A 21,744-nucleotide genomic window follows, 5' to 3' on the forward strand; every position below is an offset into this window, starting at 1 on the left:
CGAGATGGTGCCGGACGACGGCGATCTCGATGCGAGTCTGCGGCCGAAGTCGCTCGACGACTTCATCGGTCAGCCCCGCGTGCGGGAGCAACTGCAGCTCGTCCTGCAGGGCGCGACGCAACGCGGCGGAACACCGGACCACATCCTGCTGTCCGGTCCGCCCGGACTCGGCAAGACCAGCATGGCGATGATCATCGCGGGGGAGCTGAACTCGGCGTTGCGCCTGACGTCCGGGCCGGCCCTCGAACGAGCGGGAGACCTCGCGGCGATGCTGAGCAACCTCGTCGAGGGTGACGTGCTCTTCATCGACGAGATCCACCGCATCGCGCGGCCGGCCGAGGAGATGCTGTACCTGGCGATGGAGGACTTTCGCGTCGACGTGGTCGTCGGTAAGGGGCCGGGCGCCACCTCGATCCCGCTCGACGTCGCACCGTTCACGCTCGTCGGTGCCACCACCCGGTCCGGCGCCCTCACCGGCCCGCTGCGCGACCGCTTCGGCTTCACCGCGCACATGGACTTCTACGACCCCCGCGAACTGCAGCGCATCCTGACGCGGTCGGCGGGAATCCTCGGAGTGCGCATCGAGGCGGATGCCGCCGCGGAGATCGCGGGACGATCGCGCGGCACACCCCGCATCGCCAACCGCCTGCTGCGCCGGGTGCGGGACTACGCCGAGGTGCGTGCCGACGGCCGCGTGACACTCGAGGTCGCCCGGGCGGCGCTCGAGGTCTACGACGTGGACGAGCTCGGCCTCGATCGCCTCGACCGGGCCGTGCTCGGCGCACTCGTCCGCAGCTTCGGCGGCGGGCCCGTGGGGGTCTCGACGCTCGCGGTCGCGGTCGGGGAGGAACCGGCCACCGTGGAGGAGGTGTGCGAGCCCTACCTCGTCCGCGCGGGCATGATCGCGCGGACGCCGCGCGGTCGGGTGGCCACGGCCGCCGCGTGGGAACGGATGGGTCTCACACCCCCGCCGGATCTCGCGGTCGGCGGCATCTCGGTGCGGACGAACGAGCCGCAACGCACGCTCTTCGACGAGACCTGAGCCGGTGGATCCGGACGATTCCGGCGTTTCAGGCGGTCGACACGCCCGATCGCCCGACCGAACGTGGCACACTGAAGGTTCCGAGTCCCAAGATCTAAGGATTGACGTTTCTGATGGAACTGCTGTTTCCGCTTCTCGTTCTCGCCCTGCTCGTGCCCATGTTTCTCGGCATCCGCCGCCAGAAGCGTGAGGTGGCCAAGACGGTCGAGCTGCAGGAAGCGCTGTCCATCGGTGATCGCGTCCTGACCACGTCCGGTCTGCACGGTCTCGTCGACGGACTCACCGAGACCACCGTCGACCTGGAGATCGCTCCCGGCATCATCACCACCTGGTCGCGTGCCGTCGTGCGCGACGTGCTGCCCGACGAGGACGAGCTGGACGAGTCAGGTGCGGAGAACTCCGGTCCGACCAGCAACTTCGAGGACCACAGCGACGCCGGATCGCGCGTCGACAGCCTGGAGAACGGCCTCGGCGGCGCGGACGACGGCCGATCGCAGGCACGACTCACCAAGGAGTGAGACAAAGCGGATACACCGCCCCCGAGGTCGTCCTCGGGGGCGGTGCGTCGTTGTGGAGAGGGTACGGTCGGTCAGGCTCCGGCCGTCCGTGACGCCCGCCGCCGCCGCGCTCCACCCCCGTCCGACCAGCAGCAGGTCCGTCTCCTCCAGCCGGTCCGTCTCACTCAGGAGAAGCACTCACCGTGGCCCCATCCAGCGGATCCTCGTATCCGGTGCGGTATCTCGCCGTGTTCGGCGTCTTCATCGCCCTCGTGTACGTCCTGGTCTTTTTCACCGGTGACAAGTCCCCGACTCCCAAGCTGGGCATCGACCTGCAGGGTGGAACACGCGTCACGCTCACCGCGCGCACGCCCGACGGCAGCGCCCCGAGCCAGGAGAGCCTGCGTCAGGCGCAGCAGATCATCGAGACCCGCGTCAACGGTCTCGGTGTCTCCGGCTCCGAGGTGGTCGTCGACGGTCAGAACCTGGTCATCACGGTTCCCGGCGACGACAGCTCGCAGGCCCGCACACTCGGTCAGACGGCCCGGCTGTACATCCGCCCGGTGCTGACGTCCCAGGCCCCCACTCCGGCGGGCACTCCCGCTCCCGCGGCGACCGATCCGGCCGCCGATCCCGCCGCGGCCGATCCTGCGGCCACCACGGCTCCCGCGACACCGGCACCGCAGAACCGCCCCTTCCCGGCGCAGGACCCCACGGACACCCCCGCCCCGTCCGAGACACCCGCGCCGTCCGACACCTCCGCCTCCGAGCCCGGTGCCGCCCCGCCCGCGTCGTCGGCGGACGAGACCGCCGACGCGATCGCCGAGGCGAAGGCGCAGCGGCAGAGCACCGACCCGACAGTGCAGCAGCAGGCCATGGCCACGATCGACTGCTCCGCGCCCGACCCCCTGCAGGGCAACGACGATCCGGCCCTGCCGCTCGTCGCCTGCTCCACGGACGGCACCGCGGTCTACATCCTCGAGCCGTCGATCATCGACGGACAGCAGATCGCCGACGCCAGCTCGCAGTTCGACACCCAGCAGTCCCGCAACGTCGTCTCCCTCAGCTTCACCACCGAGGGTGGCAACACCTGGGCTCAGTTCACGTCGGCGAACATCGGCAAGCAGGCCGCGTTCACCCTCGACTCCAAGGTCGTCAGCGCACCGGTCATCCAGGGCGCGACCCCCGCGGGCAGCGCCACGCAGATCACCGGCAATTTCACCGCTGACAGTGCCCGCGAGCTCGCCAACACGCTGAAGTACGGATCGTTGCCGTTGTCCTTCGCCGCCTCCGAGGCGGAGACAGTGTCGGCGACGCTGGGACTCGCGTCGCTCGAGGCAGGCCTGATCGCCGGCGCCATCGGTCTCGTGTTCGTCCTCATCTACTGCCTCCTCTACTACCGCATGCTCGGCATCCTCACGGCGCTGTCGCTGGTGCTGTCGCTGGTCGCCATCTACGGGATCCTCGTACTGCTCGGTCGATGGATCTCGTTCACGCTCGATCTCGCCGGCATCGCCGGTCTGATCATCGGTATCGGTATGACGGCGGACTCGTTCGTGGTGTTCTTCGAGCGCATCAAGGACGAGATACGCGAGGGCCGCAGCTTCCGCTCGGCGGTTCCGCGTGGTTGGGCCAGGGCGCGGCGCACCATCCTGTCCGGCAACGCGGTGAGCTTCATCGCGGCCGCGGTGCTGTACGTGCTCGCCGTCGGTCAGGTGCGCGGCTTCGCGTTCACGCTCGGCCTGTCGACCCTGCTGGACATCGTCATCGTGATCCTCGTGACGTGGCCACTGGTCAATCTCGCCTCGCGGTCCGAGTTCTGGTCCAAGCCGTCGATCAACGGTCTCGGTGCGGTCCAGGAGATCGCCCGCGCGCGCAAACGCGCTGCCGCCGCCAAGACCACCCGCGATGCTGCTACCGCGGCAGCCGGCCCGAGCAAGGAGGCCTGACCCGTGGCCGAGACGACCACCACCACCGAGGACACCGTTCCCGACGCACCCGAGGCCGGTCGCGGACTCCTGTCGCGGCTCTACACGGGCACCGGCGCGTTCGACATCATCGGACGCCGTCGCCTCTGGTACGGCGTCACCGCGGCCTTCGTGCTGGTGTCGTTGCTGTCGATCGCGGTCCGCGGCTTCACGCTCGGTATCGATTTCGAGGGCGGCACGCGCGTGCAGTTCCCGGCTCCGCAGGGCGTCGACACCGCGCAGGTCGAGGAGATCTACACCGACACCCTCGGTCAGGACGCCGTCGCCGTCCAGACCGTGGGCACCGGATCCGGCGCCACCGTGCAGATCCGCTCCGAGTCGCTGGACCAGGGGCAGGCGTCCGCGCTGCAGACGGCCCTGTTCGACGCGTTCCAGCCCGCCAACGCGGAGGGTGAGACCACGCGCGATGCGGTCTCTTTCACCGACGTCAGTGAGACCTGGGGTTCCCAGATCACCGACAAGGCGCTGATCGCGCTCGTGGTGTTCCTGGTGATCGTCAGCATCTACATCGCCGTCCGGTACGAGCGGGACATGGCGCTCGCCGGTATCGCGGCCCTGTTCTTCGACATCCTCGTCACGGCGGGTGTCTACTCGCTGGTCGGGTTCGAGGTCACTCCGGCGACCGTCATCGGACTGCTGACCATTCTGGGCTTCTCGCTGTACGACTCGGTGGTGGTGTTCGACAAGGTCGAGGAGAACACCCGCGGCATCCTGCACCTCAACAGGCGCACCTATGCCGAGCAGGCCAACCTCGCGGTGAACCAGACGCTGATGCGCTCGATCAACACCACCGTCATCAGCGTGCTCCCTGTCATCGCCCTCATCGTCATCGCGGTCTGGTTGCTGGGTGTGGGGACGTTGAAGGATCTCGCACTGGTCCAGCTCGTCGGCATCGTCATCGGCGCCTACTCGTCGATCTTCTTCGCGACCCCGCTGGTGGTCACGCTGAAGGAACGATGGGGCCCGGTCGCGGCGCACACGAAGAAGGTGCTCGCGAAGCGCGAGGGCACCACGCGTCCGCGCGCCGAGAGCGCGGTTCCGGCCGGCGCCACGTCCACGGCGACCGCCACGGCAACCGATGCTCCGGCCAAGACCGCACGCGCTGCGGCCGCGGCGCCCCGCGCAGTCGCACGCCCGACGGGTAAGCGCGGCAAGCGGAGGAGCTGACATGCGTGCGTCGTCAGGGGTCAGGACAGGCGTCGCCGTCGCGGCGATCGCCGCGATCACGGCCACGACACTCGTGGCGTGCGGCGACGAGGACACCCGCATCCCGTCCATCGGCTACGCCGTCGACAACACCGTCACCACCTACAACGGCGGAACCGTCGCCGGATCGGTCTCGGCTGCGCCGCAGGCCTTCTCGCGCGTGCTGCCCGGATTCGCGCTCACCGCCCCGAGCGGCGGTGCCGTGAGCGACACCGACATCGGGACGGCCGTGGAGGTACCCGGCGAGCAGCAGGTGGTCACCTACACGCTCGCCGCGCCCGCCGTGTGGTCCGACGGTGTGCCGATGACGTGCGACGACCTCGTGCTGGCGTGGGCCGCACGCAGCGGCCGGACAGCCGCGGACGGAGCGCCGCTCTTCAACGCCGCGTCCACCGCCGGTTACACCGACATCGAACGCATCGACTGCGCTCCCGCGGACAAGGTCGCGACCGTGACGTTCCGCTCGGGACGCGGGTACGTCGAGTGGCAGTCCCTCTTCGGCGCCGGGACGATGATGCCCGCACACGTCGCGGCCCGCATCGCCGGCGTGCCGGACGTGGTGAGCACCCTCGCCGGCGGTGACCAGGACGCACTGCGGCGCGTCGCGGACGTCTGGAACACCGGATGGAACCTCACCCCGGCGGAGGGGGAGGACGTCGGAACCGTCGACCCGGCGGTCTTCGTGTCGTCCGGGCCCTTCCGCATCGAGTCGTACTCGGTCGAGAACGGTCTCGCGCTCGTTCCCAACGAACGGTGGTGGGGTGTTCCCGCCGCCACGGATCGTGTCGTCGTGTGGCCCAAGGGCGCCGACATCGCGGCCAAGGCGGCATCGGGCGACATCGAGGTCGTCGACGCCGACGGCGGCACGGCGACTCCCGACGGCTTCACGTCGACGGCTCAGCCGTCCTTCGGCGTCGAGCAGTTGACCCTGGCCACGTCCGGTGTCTTCGTCGACCCGGCCGCACGCCGCGCCTTCGCTGCATGCGTTCCCCGCGGCGAGCTGTACGCGCAGCACGGCCACCCCGGATACGAGGCGGAGACCGGCCGCGGGTCCGGCATCGTCGACAGCCGGACCACCCTTCCCGCGACGCTGCCCTACCGCTCGGTGGCGGCCACCGCGGCGGAGCGGTACCGCACCGCGGACGTCGCCGGGGTGACCGCGGGTCTCGCCGAAGCGGGTCTGACCGACCCCGTCGTCCGCGTGGGCTACCTGGGGCCCGACGAGCGCCGCGCGGCCGTCGTCGCCGCCATTGCATCGTCCTGCGCACCTCTCGGCATCGAGATCGTGGACGCGTCGTCGCCGACCTTCTCGCCGCTCGCTCTGCGCGCCGGGGAAGTGGACGCCGTCCTGGCCTCCACCGCCGGACAGGCGGGAGCGTCGGGCACGTCCTCCGCGGATCCCGGTCGCTTCGCCCTGCGCGGCGGACAGGGCGTCAACGTCGGCGGCTACGCCAACGGGCGTCTCGACGAGCTGATCGATCGCCTGGCCGTCGACCAGTCCGACGCCACCGTGCTCTCCGCGGCGGTCGAGGCGGAGAACATCCTGTGGACCGACATGCCCACCCTCCCGCTCTACAACGCGCCGCGCGTCACCGCGGTGGCGTCCGGAATGCGTGGTGTGGAGTCGAACCCGACGGTCGCGGGTGCGGGCTGGAACATGGACAAGTGGATACTCGTCGGATGAGTACACCCGGATCGAGCAGCCCCACCACGAGCGCACCCGGTGGCTCGGACGTCGTCGCCCGGTTGACGCGCTGGGCCGACGACTTCCCCACGCCGGGAGTGCGCTTCGCCGACCTCACGCCCGTGTTCGCCGACGCGGAGGGGCTGCGCACCGTGGTGGACTCGCTCGCCGAGGCGGGCCGTGACGCCGACGTCGTGGCCGGTATCGACGCGCGCGGCTTCCTGCTCGGTGCCGGCGTCGCGCTGGCGTTGAACACCGGCGTGATCGCCGTCCGCAAGGCGGGGAAGTTGCCCCCGCCGGTGCACCGGCAGTCGTACGAACTCGAGTACGGCACGGCGGAGCTCGAGATCTCCGCCGAGGGCATCGCACTCGAGGGGCGCCGCGTACTCGTCGTCGACGACGTGCTCGCGACCGGCGGCACACTCGAGGCCGCCGCCGAACTGTTGACGCGGTGCGGAGCGATCGTGGTGGGTGCCGCCGTCGTTCTCGAGGTGGAAGTTCTGGGCGGCCGCGAGCGTTGGAAGCATGGACCGCTCACGACATTGGGCGTCGTCTGAGCATCCGACCTCGAGAAGATGTGAGGGCGTGCGCTGTGCGCTCCGGTGACGGCGGATAGAGTCGGGTCTCTCGAGCAGCTGAGGAGGTGTCGATCATGACGCGATACATCGGTCGTACCGCCGAGGAGTCCGCAGCAGTGCCGCCTGCCGCGGGGGAGTCGCTGCCGTCCGACGCCGTCCTGCCTGCCGACGCTGCGGCTGACGAGGCCGCGACGGAGCCCGTGCCCTTCGGGGCGGAGCCTGCCGATCCGACAGCGCGCACCGATGCCCTGACACCGGAGCCGGTCGCACCCGCCGCGGAGCCAGTGCCCGATCCGGCACCCTCCTCCGCCACCCCCACTGCGCCGTCGTCCGCGTCCCGGCGCGTTCGTGCGCGGCTGGCCCGCCGCATCACCGCGCAGCGCAACACCGCGGTCAAGCCGGTGCTCGAGCCGTTGGCCGGCACCCACCGGTCGATGTACCCGAAGGCGGACCTCGGGCTGCTGCAGCGCGCGTACGACGTGGCCGACGAGCGGCACGCAACGCAGATGCGCAAGTCGGGTGACCCGTACATCACGCACCCGCTCGCGGTCGCCAACATCCTGGCCGAGCTGGGAATGGACACCACGACGCTCGTCGCGGCGCTGCTGCACGACACCGTCGAGGACACCGGCTACTCGCTGGACCAGCTGCGCACCGAGTTCGGCGACGAGGTCGCCCATCTCGTCGACGGCGTGACGAAGCTCGACAAGGTCGCGCTCGGCACCGCCGCCGAAGGCGAGACCATCCGCAAGATGATCATCGCGATGGCGCGGGATCCGCGGGTGCTGGTCATCAAGGTGGCCGACCGGCTGCACAACATGCGTACGATGCGCTTCCTGCCGCCGGAGAAGCAGGCGCGCAAGGCGAAGGAGACCCTCGAGGTCATCGCACCGCTCGCGCACCGCCTCGGCATGGCGACGGTCAAGTGGGAGCTCGAGGACCTCGCGTTCGCGATCCTGCACCCCAAGAAGTACGACGAGATCGTGCGCCTCGTCGCCGACCGGGCCCCGTCACGCGACACCTATCTCGCCAAGGTGCGCGCCGAGATCAATGCGACCCTGTCGGCCTCCCGCATCAGTGCCGTGGTCGAGGGTCGGCCCAAGCACTACTGGTCGATCTACCAGAAGATGATCGTCAAGGGCCGCGACTTCGACGACATCCACGATCTGGTCGGCGTGCGCATCCTGTGCGACGAGATCCGGGACTGCTACGCCGCCGTCGGCGTGGTCCACTCGCTGTGGCAGCCGATGGCCGGACGGTTCAAGGACTACATCGCGCAGCCGCGCTACGGGGTCTACCAGTCGCTGCACACCACGGTCGTCGGTCCCGAGGGCAAGCCTCTCGAGGTGCAGATCCGCACCCGCGACATGCATCGCACCGCCGAGTTCGGCATCGCCGCGCACTGGCGATACAAGGAGACGAAGGGCCGTCACTCCGGTGACGCGACCGAGCTCGACGACATGGCGTGGATGCGCCAGCTGCTCGACTGGCAGCGGGAGGCCGCGGATCCGGGGGAGTTCCTCGAGTCGCTGCGGTACGACCTCGCGGTCAAGGAGATCTTCGTCTTCACCCCCAAGGGCGACGTGGTGACCCTGCCCGCCGGATCGTGTCCCGTGGACTTCGCCTACGCCGTGCACACCGAGGTGGGGCATCGGTGCATCGGTGCCCGCGTCAACGGGCGCCTCGTCGCACTGGAGCGTCAGCTCGACAACGGCGAGGTGGTCGAGGTCTTCACCTCGAAGGCCCCGACAGCCGGACCGAGCCGCGACTGGGCCACCTTCGTCGCGTCGCCGCGTGCGAAGACCAAGATCCGCCAGTGGTTCGCCAAGGAACGCCGCGAGGAAGCGCTCGAGGCCGGCAAGGACGCCATCGCCAAGGAGGTGCGGCGCGGGGGACTTCCGTTGCAGCGCTTGATGAACGGTGAGTCCATGTCGGCCATCGCGCACGAGCTGCGGTATGTCGACGTCTCGGCTCTCTACACCGCGGTGGGGGAGAACCACGTCTCGGCGCAGCACGTCGTGCAGCGTCTCGTCGCTCACCTCGGCGGTGTCGGCGATGTCGAGGAGGAACTGGCCGAGCGGTCCACCCCGTCCACCATTCCCACCCGTCCGCGCCGCGTCGGCGACGCAGGGGTCATGGTGTCGGGTGCGGACGGCGTCGTCGCCAAGCTGGCGAAGTGCTGCACCCCGGTGCCGGGAGACGACATCATGGGCTTCGTCACCCGCGGTGGCTCGGTGAGCGTGCACCGCACCGATTGCACCAACGCCGGGTCGCTGCAGACGCAGTCGGAGCGGCTGATCGAGGTCGAGTGGGCCCCGTCGCCGTCGTCGGTGTTCCTCGTCGCGATCCAGATCGAGGCACTCGATCGCCACCGTCTGCTCTCCGACGTCACGAAGGCGCTGGCCGACGAGAAGGTCAACATCCTGTCGGCGTCGGTGACCACCTCTGGCGATCGGGTCGCCATCTCGAAGTTCACCTTCGAGATGGGTGATCCCAAGCATCTGGGCCACGTGCTCAACGTGGTGCGCAACGTCGAGGGCGTGTACGACGTGTACCGCCTGACCTCGGCGGCCTAGAGCTCGACACACCCCCGGCGAGTACGTCCGACGTGTCGTGATCCCGTCCGGAATCACGACACTGTCGGCGTACTCGCGGGGAGGGTGCGGGGTGAGCCGTCAGGCCAGGTCGAGCCGCACCGTGTTCAGGGTGGTCGCGAGAGCCGGCGCACCGTCCTGCGCGCCACCCTCGACGCCGGCTGCAGCGATCTTGTCGAGCGTCGCGAGGCCGGTCTCGTCGATCGTGCCGAACACCGTGTAGTTCGGGGGCAGCTGCGAATCGCCGAACACGAGGAAGAACTGGCTGCCGTTGGTGTCGGCGCCGGCGTTCGCCATCGCGATGGTTCCGCGGGGGTACAGGACGGGCGACTGCAACGCGGCCGGATCGTCGGCGTACTGGTCCGTGGGGAACTCGTTGGCGTACTGGTAACCCGGGCCGCCCGTTCCGGCGCCGGTCGGGTCACCGCACTGCAGGACCTTCAGGCTGTCGGCCGTGGTCAGACGGTGGCAGGGAGTGGCGTCGTAATAGTTCTGCCCGGCCAGCGAGGCGAAGCTGTTCACGGTGCAGGGCGCCTTCGTGGCGTCGAGAGACAGGCCGATCGGGCCCTGCGAGGTGTCCATGCTGACGCTGACGTTGTCGTCCGTGGTGGGCACGTTCTCGGTCTGCGGAGCGTTCGCCGGCTTCGCGGCAGTGCCGCCCGCAGGGTAGGAGCAGCTCACGGTCTCGGGCAGCGGTTCCGAGCGGCCGGCGGGCAGCATGCCCTCCGGGGTCGCGTTCTCGCTGGTGGGGGAGTCGGAGGCCTCGACGGCGGTATCGTCGTCGCCGCGTGTCACACCGATGGCGACAGCGACGCCGCCGATGACGACGACCAGTCCGATGACGGCGGCGGCGATGGTCGCCTGCTTGCGTCGTCGCGCCCGAGCGGCACGGTTCTCGAGCTGGCGTTCGAGCTTGCGCTTGGCAGCGTCACGTCGTTGTTCGTTCGTCGGCACGGTTGGCGTTCCTCTTCTCGCTGGAGCGGGTGAGCAGCAGAAGTGTGCCAGGCTTCCCTGAGAGGCACCTGACCCGGTGGACGGCCGAGGTGCCTGCCCCACGTTCCGGGGCGCCCGGCCGCACCGCCTACGCTGGTGGCATTCGTCCGATCGCGGATCGCTGCACCGCAAAGCATGAGGAGTCCTTCACTGTGCGTGTCACCGGATTCCCCGCCGGCATGTTCCAGACGAACTGCTACGTCGTCAGTCGGGACGAGGGGACGGACTGCATCGTCGTCGATCCCGGCCAGGACGCCGCGGCGCCGCTCTACTCGTTCCTCGACGACGCGGGCCTGACGCCCATCGCAGTGCTCCTCACGCACGGCCACCTCGATCACATGTGGGACGCGACGCCGGTGTGCGCGCGCTTCGACATTCCCCTGTACGTGCATCCCGACGACCGCCACATGCTCACCGATCCGGCGTCCGGTATCGGCCCGGTCCTGGCACCGCTGATCGCGCACTCCACCTTCGAGGAGCCCGCGACGGTGGTGGAACTTTCTCACGGCGACGTTCTCGACGTGGCCGGACTCGGTGTCACGGTCGCGCACACGCCCGGTCACACCCGTGGCTCCGTCGTCTTCCGTCTCGACGGGGGCGAGCAGCAGGTGATCTTCTCGGGGGACACGCTCTTCGCGGGATCGATCGGCCGCTCCGATCTGCCCGGCGGCGATCACGAGCAGTTGCTCGCCTCGATCGCCGAGCACCTGCTGTGCCTCGACGACGAGACCGCCGTGTTGCCCGGACACGGCGAGTCCACCACCATCGGCGCGGAACGCGGCAGCAACCCGTTCCTCGTGGGACTCGGTGGTGTGCGATGACCGGCGACACACAGCGCATCCAGCCGTTCGCCGCCCCCAAGGGCGTCCCGGACTACCTGCCACCCGACTCCGCGACCTTCGTGGCAGTGCGCGACGGTCTCACCGCCGCTGCCCGGGCCGCGGGCTACGGCCACATCGAGCTCCCCATCTTCGAGGACACGGCGCTGTTCGCACGCGGCGTGGGTGAGTCCACCGACGTGGTGAGCAAGGAGATGTACACCTTCGCCGACAAGGGTGACCGCAGTGTCACGCTGCGACCCGAGGGCACCGCCGGCGTGATGCGCGCGGTCATCGAGCACAGTCTCGACCGCGGAGCGCTCCCGGTGAAGGTCAGCTACTCCGGCCCGTTCTTCCGCTACGAGCGCCCCCAGGCCGGTCGGTACCGGCAGCTGCAGCAGGTCGGCGTCGAGGCCATCGGGGTCGACGATCCTGCGCTCGACGCCGAGGTCATCGCCGTGGCCGACAGTGGCTTCCGGAGCGTCGGTCTCACCGGTTTCCGGCTCGAGCTCACCTCGCTCGGCGACGAGACCTGCCGCCCGCAGTACCGGGAGCTGTTGCAGGACTTCCTGTTCGGTCTCGAGCTGGACGAGGACACGCGTCGCCGCGCCGAGATCAATCCGCTCCGCGTCCTGGACGACAAGCGACCGCACGTCCGTGAGATGACGGCCGACGCACCGTTGATGATGGACCACCTGTCGGAGTCGGCTCGCGTCCACTTCGACACCGTGCGTGCCCATCTCGACGCGATGGGCGTGCCGTACGTGGTCAATCCGCGCATGGTGCGCGGTCTCGACTACTACACGAAGACCACCTTCGAGTTCGTCCACGACGGTCTCGGTGCGCAGTCCGGCATCGGCGGCGGTGGACGGTACGACGGCCTCATGGCGCAGCTCGGCGGGCAGCCCCTGTCGGGCATCGGTTTCGGTCTCGGCGTGGACCGCACGGTGCTCGCTCTCGCGGCCGAGGGCGTCGCGCCCGCGTCGACGGCCCGGTGCGAGGTGTATGGCGTGCCCATGGGTCCGGAGGCCAAGCTGCGTCTCGCGGTGATCGCCCGGGAACTTCGGGCCGCCGGCGTCCGCGTGGACCTCTCCTACGGCGACCGCGGAATGAAGGGCGCCATGAAGGGTGCCGACCGTTCCGGTGCCCGCCTCGCGCTGGTGCTCGGTGATCGCGATCTCGAGGCCGGAGAGATCGGCCTGAAGGACCTGGCGACCGGCGAGCAGTCGTCGATCCCGCTGTCCGAGGCCACCGCTCGCGTGCGTGCCACGCTGTCGCCAGTGAGCTGACCATGGCCGACAGAGGGCTGGTGGCGCTCGATCTGGTGCCGCCGGAGCTCATCGTTCCGCGGCTCCGCGTCGCCGGTGCGGTGTTCGCCGTGGTCGGTGTCGTCGCCGGACTGTTGATCTCGCCGTACGTCGGTGTCGCTCTGGGAGCTGCGCTCGTCGCCACTGCAGGGTTCGCCGTCGTGTCGGGCGGCCGCAGACGCGTGTGGATCGATCACGGTGTGGTGAGCCGGCGCGGGTCGTTCCGCGTGCGACGGGTCAACCTGTCGGACGCGACGAAGGTCGAGGTCCTCGTGCGGGTCGCGCGCGTCAGCCAGGTGCTGATCCGTGTCGGCGACTCGTCCGGCGACGTCACGGTCGGCGTGGCGATGTACACGACCGACGGCGGTCGCGAACTGCAGCCGATCGCGCTGCGCGCGGTGGCGGACGGACTGGCCTCGTCCCCGCTCGCGTCGGCTCTGGCGCTGTCGTCGGTACTGGTGACCCAGCTTCGCGCCGAGGCCCGCGAGGCCGGGCTGTCGGAGCGCCCGCTCTATCGGGCGATCGACGTGGTCCGCACGTCCGGGCGAGCCCCGGCGACCGTGCTCACCGACGCCGAGGTCGCGGCTCTCACCGACTGATCGGCCGAGCGGCGTCGAGCAGTGTCGTGGCCGTGTCACGCAGCGACGCCGTCGAGCCCGTCCACCCCAGCACGCGCACCGCGGCGTCGGCGATCGTGTCGGGCGTCGCGAGGGAGTGCCGCGTCGATTCCGCATCGGACCGGGCGCTGATCACCGATTCGACGATGCGGAACGGGAGGTGTGTGAGTTCCTCGGAGACCACCAGCGTGCCGATGTCGACGAGAGCGTCCCGCGACAGCGAGGCGTAGAGCGCCATGAGGTCGGAGCGACGAGTGCGGAACTGTTCGAACCGTGCGCTGCGCAGTTCGGGGACGAGGTACAGGGCGCCGAGGTTCCATCGCGAGGTCATGAGCTGGTCCGCGTCGAACCACACCAGGGCATACAGCGCCCTCGGAGCGTCGGCCGCGGCGTCGCGCAGCGCCTGCGCACAGGCCAGGGGTGCGTCGACGGTCCCCACCAGCAGCGCCGCGAGCATGTCGTCCTTGGTGGCGAAGTGGTGGTACAGCGACGCCTGCCGGACCCCGACCGCGTCGGCGATCATGCGGGTGGACGTGCTGGTGACACCCCGCGTCGTGAACAGCTCCGCCGCCGCGTCGAGGATCTCCTCCCGCGCCGTGGCTCCCGGTCGCTTACGGGTGGTGAGCCTGGGACGCCCGGCACCGGTGGTGGTCATCGACTACGTGACCAGGAACGCGTCGACCACGGACTGGGTGCCCTGACGCGAGCCGGAGGTGACGATCACGGCCCTGTTCAGGTAGGCGAGCGTCCGGATCGACGTGGACACCGTGAGGGTGCCGCGGAAGTAGTAGAGCGCGGACTCGACGTCCTCCCCGCGATCGAGGGCCTCGACGACCTCGGCCGATCCGAAGCGGACGGAGTTCAGCGTCAACCGCATCACGGCGCCCGGGTCGTCCGACTCGACGTCGGCCAACAGGTCGGTGGAGTACGTGGTCGATCCGTCCGCTCGGACGTGGGCGTGCTCGGCACCGACGGCGCGGACGACGGCCTCGACCCCGGGCCCACTCAGCACACCACCCACGACCGGTGCCACGGACTCCGCGCCGACGGGAGTGTCGCCGAGCTGCACCGGATCCGCGGTGCGCAACACGATGCGCAGCAGCGGCTCGAGCGTGGGAGCGGTCGGTTCGATCGACGCGGACGGGTCCGTGGGTTCGGTCACGCGCTCGACCGTATCCGATCCACCTGGTGCCCTCCTGCCGACTTTCCGGCCGGGCTCCGCCCTCCCCGCCTACTTCCCGGCCGGCCTCCGGCCTCCCCGCCTACTTCCCGGCCGGGCTCCGCCCTCCCCGCTCCGACGCCCGGCGCCACGCGCTGAACGACCGCACCGACGATCGGGTCGGACGCACCAACCACGGCCACGGGTGCACCTCCACCGGATCGAGGGCGGCCGCGATGCGTGCCCACCCCGGTACCGGGGCGTATGTCGCGGCGAGGCGCCGTCCGGCGAGCTCCTCGGTGACCCGTCCCCGTCGTACCTCCAGAGGCCGGACGGCGGCGAGCTCGCCGAGTGTCTCGGCGAGGAAGACCAGTCGCTTGCCGGACAATCGCAACCGTCGGAGCAGCGGCTCGTCGAACACGAACACCGCGGGGCGGGCGTCGTCGGCCGCGAGGGCCGGATCCGCGCTGCCGAGCGACTCCGCCGTCAGCCACACCTCGTCGCCGTCCTCACCCACGGTGTCCGCGGGGCCGGCCGGGGTGTCGCCGGTAGCCAGGCTCGGTCCGTCGACCGACGGGCCGAGAGCGGCCGTCGGCCAGTCCTGAATGGGACACGCTGACGACAGCGCGCACGATCGGCACAGGCTGGGTGCGCGTTTCTCCACCTGCCAGCGACTGAACCCGTAAACCTTGCCGCTGCCGGTACCGACGGTCCACTGCCAGCCGAGTCGGTTGGCCGCCCTCGAGCCGTCGAGGAGATGGGTGAACATCTCGTCCTCGCCGTCCCGCCATGTCGCGCCGGCCCGCACGGCCCACTGCGACGCCAGCCACATGCGCGTCTGGTTCACCAGCCACCCGTCCTCGTGCAGCTCGTCGACGACGGACTCCATGCAGCGCATCCGGGCCGGCCACGGATCGTCGGACCAGGTGTCGTGCGCCGAGACGGTGGGACGGGGCTGCTCGCGCGTGAGTGACGCCCCCAGGTGCGAGCCCACCCGTGCGTACAGGTGACGGGCGTACTCCTGCCACAGCAACTCGTCGCGGTAACGAGACCGGTCGCGGGTCGGCGCGTCCGCCACCGCGTCCCACACCTCGCTCAGCGTGAGCAGGCCGTGCCGGATGTACGGCGACATGCGACTCGCCCCGCGCCGCGACGGCGGTTCCACCGTGCTGCGGGACCGGGCGTAGCCCGTGATGTCCAGGCTCGCGAGAGCGGCGTCTGCTGCCGACTGTCCGCCGCGCAGACCGCCCGCCCGGATCTCCTCGGGCTCTTCGAGGGTGAGGTCACCGAGGTGCTCGGCGACCCAGGCGACGACATCGTCGGACCGGGCGCCGTCCGCAGGTGACGGGGGAGACGGGAGGAGGGCCATGTTCACCGACACTACCGAAGAGTTGACACCTCGATAGAACGGATGTTCGACTGTCTGCGATTCGTCGATCGATCGTGTGTTCGAGGCATTCGCGTGCCGGGGTCGCCGGAGAACAGGAGGGGTCATGCGGTGGGACGGTCAGACACTCGACGCTCCCGACGGGGCGCTTCCCGGCCTCGAGCGCACCGGGCTGGTGCGTGCAGGTCTGGTCCGCACCGTCCGCACGCCCGAGTTCGAGGGCGTCACTTTCCACGAGGTGCTCTGCAAGAGCGCCCTCAACCGGGTGCCCGAGGAATCGGCGCTGCCGTTCCGCTGGACCATCAACCCCGCGCGCGGGTGCTCGCACGCGTGCCGCTACTGCTTCGCCCGGCCGACCCACGAGTACCTCGACCTCGATGCGGGCCGCGACTTCGACTCGCAGATCGTGGTCAAGACCAACATCGTCTCGGTGCTGCGCAAGGAGCTCGCCCGCGCCTCGTGGAAACGTGACCCGGTCGCCCTGGGCACCAACACCGACCCGTACCAGCGCGCGGAGGGTCGCTACGAGCTCATGCCGGGCATCATCCGGGCGCTCACCGAGTCCGGCACCTCGTTCTCGATTCTGACCAAGGGCACGCTGCTGCGACGGGATCTGCCGCTGCTGACCCTCGCCGCTCAGCAGGTGAACGTGCAGGTGAGTGTCAGTCTCGCCTTTCACGACGAGGATCTGCAGAAGTCTCTCGAGCCGGGGGCGCCGTCACCGCGCGCTCGCCTCGACATGATCCGGGCCATCACGGACGCGGGTCTGTCGTGCCACGTGCTCATCGCGCCCGTCATCCCGTTCCTGACCGACAGTCCCAAACACCTCGGCGCCCTGATGGCGGCCCTGGAAGACGCGGGCGCGACCGGTGTGACCGCGCTGCCGATGCATCTGCGGTCCAGCACCAAGGAGTGGTTCATGAGCTGGCTCGCCGAGCATCATCCGGCTCTCGTGCGCCGCTATCGGGTGCTCTACGGACGCGGGGCGTACGTCAGCCCGGAATACAAGCAGTGGCTCCGCGACAAGGTGGAACCGTTGCGGGAGAAGCACTCTCTGACGGGGCTCGATCCGGCCGGTGCGCGGCGTGTGGCCAGTGCAGCTCCCGCGGAACCCGCTCCGGAACCGGCGATGACCCTGTTCTGAGTCGACCGGTCAGAAGCCGGGGGTCACGCCGATGTGCTCGAGGTAGCGCCGCGCCGAGCGGACCACCGCGCCGTGAGCGTCCTCCTCGACGACCCGGTCCCACCACGCCCCGACGATGCGCTCGAAGGCCACGTTCTCGAGAAGGGCGACCGTCCGGCGGATCGTGTCGGGATGTTCGGGGATCAGGTTGGGGTAGCTGTACATGAACGAGACCCATCGGCGGTCGGACACCACCTGGACGATGTCCCCGGTGCACAGCGCGCCGCGGCCGTCGGTGCCCGGCCAGTGCAGCACCGAACCGCCGGCGAAGTGGACCCGGGTGTTGATCAGCGTCCGCCCCGGCAGTATCTCCAGGGAGTCGCCCGACCACGTGCGGATGTTGCCGGCGCGGGGCAGCCACGCACGGTCGGACTCGTGCACGTAGATCGGCACGTCGCCGAAGGCCTCGCTCCACTCGACCATCGCGCTGTAGTAGTGCGGGTGGGACAGAGCGACGGCCGACACGCCGCCCAGTTCGGTGACACGGGCGATCGCGGCGTCGTCGATCGTGGTGATGCTGTCCCACAGCAGGTTTCCGCCGTCGCCGGGGACCAGCAGCGCGCGTTGACCGATCGCGAAGGTCGGCTCGGTGCCGATGCCCCACAGGCCCGGGTACTCCTCGCGCACCACGGTCCGGTGCGACGCCGACACCTCGGCGACGGTGGTCCACCGCTGGCCGCCGCGTCCGACGTACTGGCGCTCGTCGGTGCAGATCGGGCACTCGTCCGGATCGACGCGGTCGAACTGCACGCCACACGTCTCACAGACCGGCAGCTCCGTGCGGGACGACATCAGCGGACGGACGACGGGTCGTTCAGATCCGACGCGTCGTAGGTGTTGCAGGCGGCGACAGCTCCCGTGCGGTAGCCGGCGTCGAACCACGCCTGTCGCTGGTCGGACGAGCCGTGGGTCCAGCCCTCCGGGTTCACGCGGCCCGTCGAGGCCTGCTGGATCCGGTCGTCGCCGACGGACGACGCGGCCGACAACGCGTCGGACACGTCCTGGTCGGTGAGCGGATCGAGCAGCGGCTCGGAACTGCCGGGTGCGGGAACGTCGTCGGCCTTGTTCGCCCACACGCCGGCGTAGCAGTCGGCCTGGAGCTCGGTGCGCACGGCGCCGGACTCGGGTCCGTTCGGGTCGGCCTGCGCCCGGCCGATGTCGCCCAGCTGGTTCTGGATGTGATGGCCGAACTCGTGGGCCACGACGTACTCCTGCGCGAGCGGGCCGCCGCTGGAACCGAACTGGTCGACGAGCACCTGGAAGAATCCGGTGTCGAAGTACGCGGTGGAGTCGGCGGGGCAGTAGAACGGGCCGACGTCGGACGTCGCGGCGCCGCACCCGGTGGAGACCTGACCGGAGAAGATGTCGACCTCGGGGCGCTCGTACGGCACGCCCGTCTGCGCCGCCAGCTCGGCGTCCCACACCTGATCGAGACTGTTCACGGTGGCCGTGACCCGGCAGTCGACATTCGCGTTGGCGTCGGCCCCGGTGTCGCAGTTCTCGATGGCGCCGCTGCCCGAGTCCTGCGACGTGGCCTCACCGCCGCCGAGCTGCCCGATCACCGACGACGGGTCGCCGCCGAGCAGCAGGGTGATCACCACGATGACGATGCCGCCGAGACCGCCGCCGACGGCGATGCCCTTGCCGCGGCCACCGGAGGACCGTCGAACCCGGGAGGAGTCGATCCTGGCGTCGGGGTCGAACGTCATGAGTCACCACTTTCGTCGGCGTGTGCGGCTCACAGCTTCGCACGTGGCCACCACCGACACAGCGCTGTTTCTCCCGGCGTCGGGGTGGGCTCGAATGGTCCGTAGGATCACCAGCTGTATTCGTCTACTTCTGGAAGGACTCCTGTGCTGCGCACGCACCTCGCCGGTTCGCTTCGAGCCGAGCACGCGGACCGACACGTCACCCTGACCGGTTGGGTCGCTCGACGGCGCGATCACGGCGGAGTCATCTTCATCGACCTGCGTGACGCCTCTGGAGTGGTCCAGGCCGTGTTCCGCGACGGTCCGGCGGCCGAGCAGTCGCACCGCCTGCGGTCGGAGTTCTGCGTCAAGATCACCGGCATCGTCGAGCTCCGCCCCGAGGGCAACCAGAACCACGAGATCCAGACGGGCGCCGTCGAGGTGAACGTGACCGAGCTGGAGGTGTTGGGCGAGAGCGCGCCGCTGCCGTTCCAGCTGGACGAGACTCCGGGCGAGGAAGCGCGGCTCAAGTACCGCTACCTGGACCTGCGTCGCGCCGGACCCGGTCATGCGATCCGACTGCGCTCGAAGGTCAACGCGGCGGCACGGTCCGTCCTGGCCCACCACGAATTCGTCGAGGTGGAGACGCCCACGCTGACACGCTCGACCCCCGAGGGTGCCCGCGACTTCCTGGTTCCCGCGCGACTCCAGCCGGGAAGCTTCTACGCACTCCCGCAGAGCCCGCAGCTGTTCAAGCAGCTGCTCATGGTCGGCGGCATCGAGCGGTACTACCAGATCGCCCGCTGCTACCGGGACGAGGACTTCCGCGCCGACCGGCAGCCGGAGTTCACCCAGCTCGACGTCGAGATGAGCTTCGTCACGCAGGACGACGTCATCGTCCTCGCCGAGGAGATCCTCACCTCGCTGTGGAACCTGATCGGCCACGAGATCACCACACCCATCCCGCGCATGACCTACGCGGACGCGATGCGCCGCTTCGGTTCCGACAAGCCCGATCTCCGCTTCGGAGTCGAGCTCGTGGAGTGCACCGAGTACTTCGCCGAGACCCCGTTCCGCGTCTTCCAGGCGCCGTACGTCGGCGCCGTCGTCATGCCCGGCGGTGCGTCGCAGCCGCGTCGTCAGCTCGACGCGTGGCAGGACTGGGCGAAGCAGCGCGGTGCCAAGGGCCTCGCGTACGTCCTGGTCCAGGAGGACGGCACCCTCGGTGGTCCCGTCGCCAAGAACCTGTCGGACGCCGAGCGCGACGGACTCGCCGCCCACGTCGGCGCGAAGCCCGGTGACTGCGTCTTCTTCGCGGCCGGCCCCGCCAAGGCGCAGCGCGCACTGCTCGGTGCCGCCCGCGGTGAGATCGCCCGCAAGCAGGGCCTCATCGACGAGAACGAGTGGGCCTTCGTCTGGATCGTCGACGCGCCGCTGTTCGAGCCGACGTCCGATGCCACCGCCAGCGGCGACGTCGCCGTGGGTTCCGGCTCGTGGACCGCCGTGCACCACGCCTTCACCTCGCCGAAGCCCGAGTCGATGGACACCTTCGACACCGACCCCGGCAACGCCCTGGCCTACGCGTACGACATCGTCTGCAACGGCAACGAGATCGGCGGCGGCTCGATCCGTATCCACCGCAAGGACATCCAGGAGCGCGTCTTCGCGATCATGGGCATCGACGCGGAGCAGGCGCAGGAGAAGTTCGGCTTCCTCCTCGACGCCTTCGCCTTCGGTGCGCCGCCCCACGGTGGTATCGCCTTCGGTTGGGACCGCATCACGGCCCTGCTGGCCGGGGTGGACTCCATCCGTGAGGTCATCGCATTCCCGAAGTCGGGCGGCGGCGTCGATCCGCTGACCGACGCGCCGGCTCCGATCACCCCGGCGCAGCGCAAGGAGTCGGGTATCGACGCGAAGCCGGTTCCTCGTCAGACGCCGGGTGGCGCATCGGGCGAGAAGCCCGCGTCGGAGGGCCCCACGACCTAGGGTCGAGGCGTCGCCGGTCACGCGTCGACGACGCGCGGACGGAGAGTGCATGCAGAACCTCAGGGTGGTCAGTCCGGCGGACCGGACCGACGAGGTGCTGCGGGTGCTCGACGAGACTCCCGGCGTCGCACACGTCGTCGTTCTGCGCGGTGCCGCCGTGCGCCCGGAGGGCGACGTCGTGGACGCCGTCGTCGTGCGGGAGTGCGCGAATCAGGTTCTCGACGGTCTGCGTTCGCTGCGCCTGACCCACGACGGAGCCATCACCATGCAACCCGTGGAGACGGTGCTGTCGGACGCGGCGCGCACCGCGGAACAGGACGCGCCCGGTGACCCGGACGACTCGATCGTCTGGGACGAACTGGTCGGACGTACGCGGGAGGAATCGTCCCTCACCCTGACGTTCGTCGCCTTCCTGACCATCGCGCTGCTGCTGGCGGCCATCGGCGTCGTGACCGACTCGCCGGTCACCATCGTCGGTGCGATGGTGGTGGGACCCGAGTTCGGTCCGCTGGCAGCGCTGTCGGTCGGCCTGGTGCGTCGTCAGCGATCACTGATCCGTCGATCGTTGCTGGCGCTGCTCGTGGGTTTCCCGACCGCGATGGTCATCACGGCGCTGGGGGCGTTCGGGGCCGAGGCCCTCGGATGGATCCGACCGGAGGCGATGGACGACCTGCAGCAGGTCGACTTCATCTACCAGGTGGGTCCGTTCTCTCTCGTCGTGGCTCTGCTCGCCGGCGCCGCCGGCATGCTCGCGCTCGTGTCGGCGAAATCGGCCGCCCTGGTCGGGGTCTTCATCTCCGTGACCACCGTTCCGGCAGCAGGTTTCGCCGTCGTCGCGGCCACGGTGGGGAGCTGGCGCATCGCCGCTCTGTCCGCAGGACAGCTGGGTATCAACCTCCTCGGCATCGTCGTCGCGGCGACCTTCGTGCTCTCCCTGCACCGGCGATCGGCTCGGGCACAGGCGGACAGGTAGATTTCTCGCGGACGTGCGCCGAGCGCGGTGCCGGTCGTCTGCGG

19 protein-coding genes are annotated in these 21,744 nt (G+C 69.9%); 13 read left to right on the forward strand and 6 right to left on the reverse strand.

Features of this window, described 5'->3' with window-relative positions:
• Positions 1-4: 4 nt before the first annotated feature.
• The 7 genes from ruvB (at position 5) to QE449_RS11295 (ending at position 9,571) form a co-directional block, all read left to right on the forward strand.
• Complete coding sequence (gene ruvB, locus QE449_RS11265) at positions 5-1,042, forward strand: Holliday junction branch migration DNA helicase RuvB (RefSeq protein WP_056445240.1); 1,038 nt, start codon at positions 5-7, stop codon at positions 1,040-1,042.
• 113 nt (positions 1,043-1,155) lie between these two features.
• A complete protein-coding gene (gene yajC, locus QE449_RS11270; RefSeq protein ID WP_307108827.1) occupies positions 1,156-1,560 on the forward strand; it encodes a preprotein translocase subunit YajC in 405 nt (134 codons plus the stop codon).
• Positions 1,561-1,742: 182 nt separating this feature from the next.
• The gene (gene secD / locus QE449_RS11275; protein WP_051613210.1) at positions 1,743-3,488 is read left to right on the forward strand and encodes a protein translocase subunit SecD; all 1,746 of its coding nucleotides are present in this window, start codon (positions 1,743-1,745) and stop codon (positions 3,486-3,488) included.
• Positions 3,489-3,557: 69 nt separating this feature from the next.
• Positions 3,558-4,694 (forward strand): protein translocase subunit SecF, encoded by a 1,137-nt coding sequence (gene secF, locus QE449_RS11280; protein WP_307109709.1) that lies wholly within the window; start codon positions 3,558-3,560, stop codon positions 4,692-4,694.
• Position 4,695: 1 nt separating this feature from the next.
• Positions 4,696-6,417: an ABC transporter substrate-binding protein gene (locus QE449_RS11285; RefSeq protein ID WP_307108828.1), complete on the forward strand. Its 1,722-nt coding sequence runs from the start codon at positions 4,696-4,698 to the stop codon at positions 6,415-6,417.
• A complete protein-coding gene (locus QE449_RS11290; RefSeq protein WP_027505231.1) occupies positions 6,414-6,974 on the forward strand; it encodes an adenine phosphoribosyltransferase in 561 nt (186 codons plus the stop codon). Before QE449_RS11285 ends, QE449_RS11290 begins: the two co-directional genes overlap by 4 nt.
• Before the next feature lie 95 nt (positions 6,975-7,069).
• The gene (locus tag QE449_RS11295; RefSeq protein WP_307108829.1) at positions 7,070-9,571 is read left to right on the forward strand and encodes a bifunctional (p)ppGpp synthetase/guanosine-3',5'-bis(diphosphate) 3'-pyrophosphohydrolase; all 2,502 of its coding nucleotides are present in this window, start codon (positions 7,070-7,072) and stop codon (positions 9,569-9,571) included.
• Positions 9,572-9,670: 99 nt separating this feature from the next.
• On the opposite strand, the gene QE449_RS11300 is transcribed toward QE449_RS11295, so the two are convergent.
• Positions 9,671-10,543, reverse strand: a complete 873-nt coding sequence (locus tag QE449_RS11300; protein ID WP_027505233.1) for a peptidylprolyl isomerase — start codon at positions 10,541-10,543, stop codon at positions 9,671-9,673.
• Between the two features lie 191 nt (positions 10,544-10,734).
• Here QE449_RS11300 and QE449_RS11305 point away from each other — a divergent pair, with 191 nt between their 5' ends.
• The 3 genes from QE449_RS11305 to QE449_RS11315 are packed head-to-tail and all read left to right on the forward strand — an operon-like array spanning position 10,735 to position 13,306.
• Positions 10,735-11,403, forward strand: coding sequence for an MBL fold metallo-hydrolase (locus QE449_RS11305; RefSeq protein ID WP_222637610.1), 669 nt, complete (start codon positions 10,735-10,737; stop codon positions 11,401-11,403).
• Positions 11,400-12,689: a histidine--tRNA ligase gene (hisS, locus tag QE449_RS11310; RefSeq protein ID WP_056444766.1), complete on the forward strand. Its 1,290-nt coding sequence runs from the start codon at positions 11,400-11,402 to the stop codon at positions 12,687-12,689. Before QE449_RS11305 ends, hisS begins: the two co-directional genes overlap by 4 nt.
• 2 nt (positions 12,690-12,691) lie before the next feature.
• Positions 12,692-13,306 (forward strand): hypothetical protein, encoded by a 615-nt coding sequence (locus QE449_RS11315; protein WP_307108830.1) that lies wholly within the window; start codon positions 12,692-12,694, stop codon positions 13,304-13,306.
• Here the strand turns inward: QE449_RS11315 and QE449_RS11320 are convergent.
• The 3 genes from QE449_RS11320 to QE449_RS11330 all read right to left on the reverse strand — a co-directional run bounded on the left by QE449_RS11320 (position 13,296) and on the right by QE449_RS11330 (position 15,852).
• Positions 13,296-13,979: a TetR/AcrR family transcriptional regulator gene (locus QE449_RS11320; RefSeq protein WP_222637609.1), complete on the reverse strand. Its 684-nt coding sequence runs from the start codon at positions 13,977-13,979 to the stop codon at positions 13,296-13,298. The genes QE449_RS11315 and QE449_RS11320 overlap by 11 nt on opposite strands.
• Before the next feature lie 3 nt (positions 13,980-13,982).
• Complete coding sequence (locus QE449_RS11325; RefSeq protein ID WP_056444756.1) at positions 13,983-14,486, reverse strand: DUF3237 domain-containing protein; 504 nt, start codon at positions 14,484-14,486, stop codon at positions 13,983-13,985.
• A gap of 100 nt (positions 14,487-14,586) precedes the next feature.
• The gene (locus tag QE449_RS11330; protein WP_307108831.1) at positions 14,587-15,852 is read right to left on the reverse strand and encodes an FAD-binding domain-containing protein; all 1,266 of its coding nucleotides are present in this window, start codon (positions 15,850-15,852) and stop codon (positions 14,587-14,589) included.
• A gap of 124 nt (positions 15,853-15,976) precedes the next feature.
• On the opposite strand from QE449_RS11330, the gene QE449_RS11335 reads away from it, so the two are divergent.
• Complete coding sequence (locus QE449_RS11335) at positions 15,977-17,014, forward strand: Rv2578c family radical SAM protein (RefSeq protein WP_307108832.1); 1,038 nt, start codon at positions 15,977-15,979, stop codon at positions 17,012-17,014.
• A 9-nt stretch (positions 17,015-17,023) separates the two neighbouring features.
• Here QE449_RS11335 and QE449_RS11340 read toward each other — a convergent pair whose 3' ends face one another.
• Positions 17,024-17,803 carry an MBL fold metallo-hydrolase gene (locus QE449_RS11340; RefSeq protein ID WP_222631021.1) on the reverse strand — a complete coding sequence of 260 codons (780 nt, stop codon included), beginning with the start codon at positions 17,801-17,803 and terminating at the stop codon, positions 17,024-17,026.
• Between the two features lie 41 nt (positions 17,804-17,844).
• Positions 17,845-18,762: a neutral zinc metallopeptidase gene (locus tag QE449_RS11345; RefSeq protein WP_027505242.1), complete on the reverse strand. Its 918-nt coding sequence runs from the start codon at positions 18,760-18,762 to the stop codon at positions 17,845-17,847.
• A 144-nt stretch (positions 18,763-18,906) separates the two neighbouring features.
• Between QE449_RS11345 and aspS the strand changes: the two genes are divergently transcribed.
• A complete protein-coding gene (gene aspS, locus QE449_RS11350) occupies positions 18,907-20,727 on the forward strand; it encodes an aspartate--tRNA ligase (protein ID WP_222631023.1) in 1,821 nt (606 codons plus the stop codon).
• 49 nt (positions 20,728-20,776) lie between these two features.
• Positions 20,777-21,700, forward strand: coding sequence for a DUF389 domain-containing protein (locus QE449_RS11355; protein WP_056444744.1), 924 nt, complete (start codon positions 20,777-20,779; stop codon positions 21,698-21,700).
• The last annotated feature ends 44 nt before the right edge of the window (positions 21,701-21,744 follow it).

The sequence above is a fragment of the Rhodococcus sp. SORGH_AS_0303 genome (assembly GCF_030819335.1).
Lineage (GTDB): Bacteria > Actinomycetota > Actinomycetes > Mycobacteriales > Mycobacteriaceae > Rhodococcoides.

Bases quoted from the DNA above. Each gene is read 5' to 3' on its own strand.
- QE449_RS11290 (WP_027505231.1), top strand. From the start codon at position 6,414: ATGAGTACACCCGGATCGAGCAGCCCCACCACGAGCGCACCCGGTGGC.
- QE449_RS11355 (WP_056444744.1), top strand. From the start codon at position 20,777: ATGCAGAACCTCAGGGTGGTCAGTCCGGCGGACCGGACCGACGAGGTG.
- hisS (WP_056444766.1), top strand. From the start codon at position 11,400: ATGACCGGCGACACACAGCGCATCCAGCCGTTCGCCGCCCCCAAGGGC.
- ruvB (WP_056445240.1), top strand. From the start codon at position 5: ATGGTGCCGGACGACGGCGATCTCGATGCGAGTCTGCGGCCGAAGTCG.
- QE449_RS11330 (WP_307108831.1), bottom strand. From the start codon at position 15,852: ATGGCCCTCCTCCCGTCTCCCCCGTCACCTGCGGACGGCGCCCGGTCC.
- QE449_RS11285 (WP_307108828.1), top strand. From the start codon at position 4,696: ATGCGTGCGTCGTCAGGGGTCAGGACAGGCGTCGCCGTCGCGGCGATC.
- QE449_RS11295 (WP_307108829.1), top strand. From the start codon at position 7,070: ATGACGCGATACATCGGTCGTACCGCCGAGGAGTCCGCAGCAGTGCCG.
- yajC (WP_307108827.1), top strand. From the start codon at position 1,156: ATGGAACTGCTGTTTCCGCTTCTCGTTCTCGCCCTGCTCGTGCCCATG.
- QE449_RS11335 (WP_307108832.1), top strand. From the start codon at position 15,977: ATGCGGTGGGACGGTCAGACACTCGACGCTCCCGACGGGGCGCTTCCC.
- QE449_RS11345 (WP_027505242.1), bottom strand. From the start codon at position 18,762: ATGACGTTCGACCCCGACGCCAGGATCGACTCCTCCCGGGTTCGACGG.
- QE449_RS11320 (WP_222637609.1), bottom strand. From the start codon at position 13,979: ATGACCACCACCGGTGCCGGGCGTCCCAGGCTCACCACCCGTAAGCGA.
- QE449_RS11315 (WP_307108830.1), top strand. From the start codon at position 12,692: ATGGCCGACAGAGGGCTGGTGGCGCTCGATCTGGTGCCGCCGGAGCTC.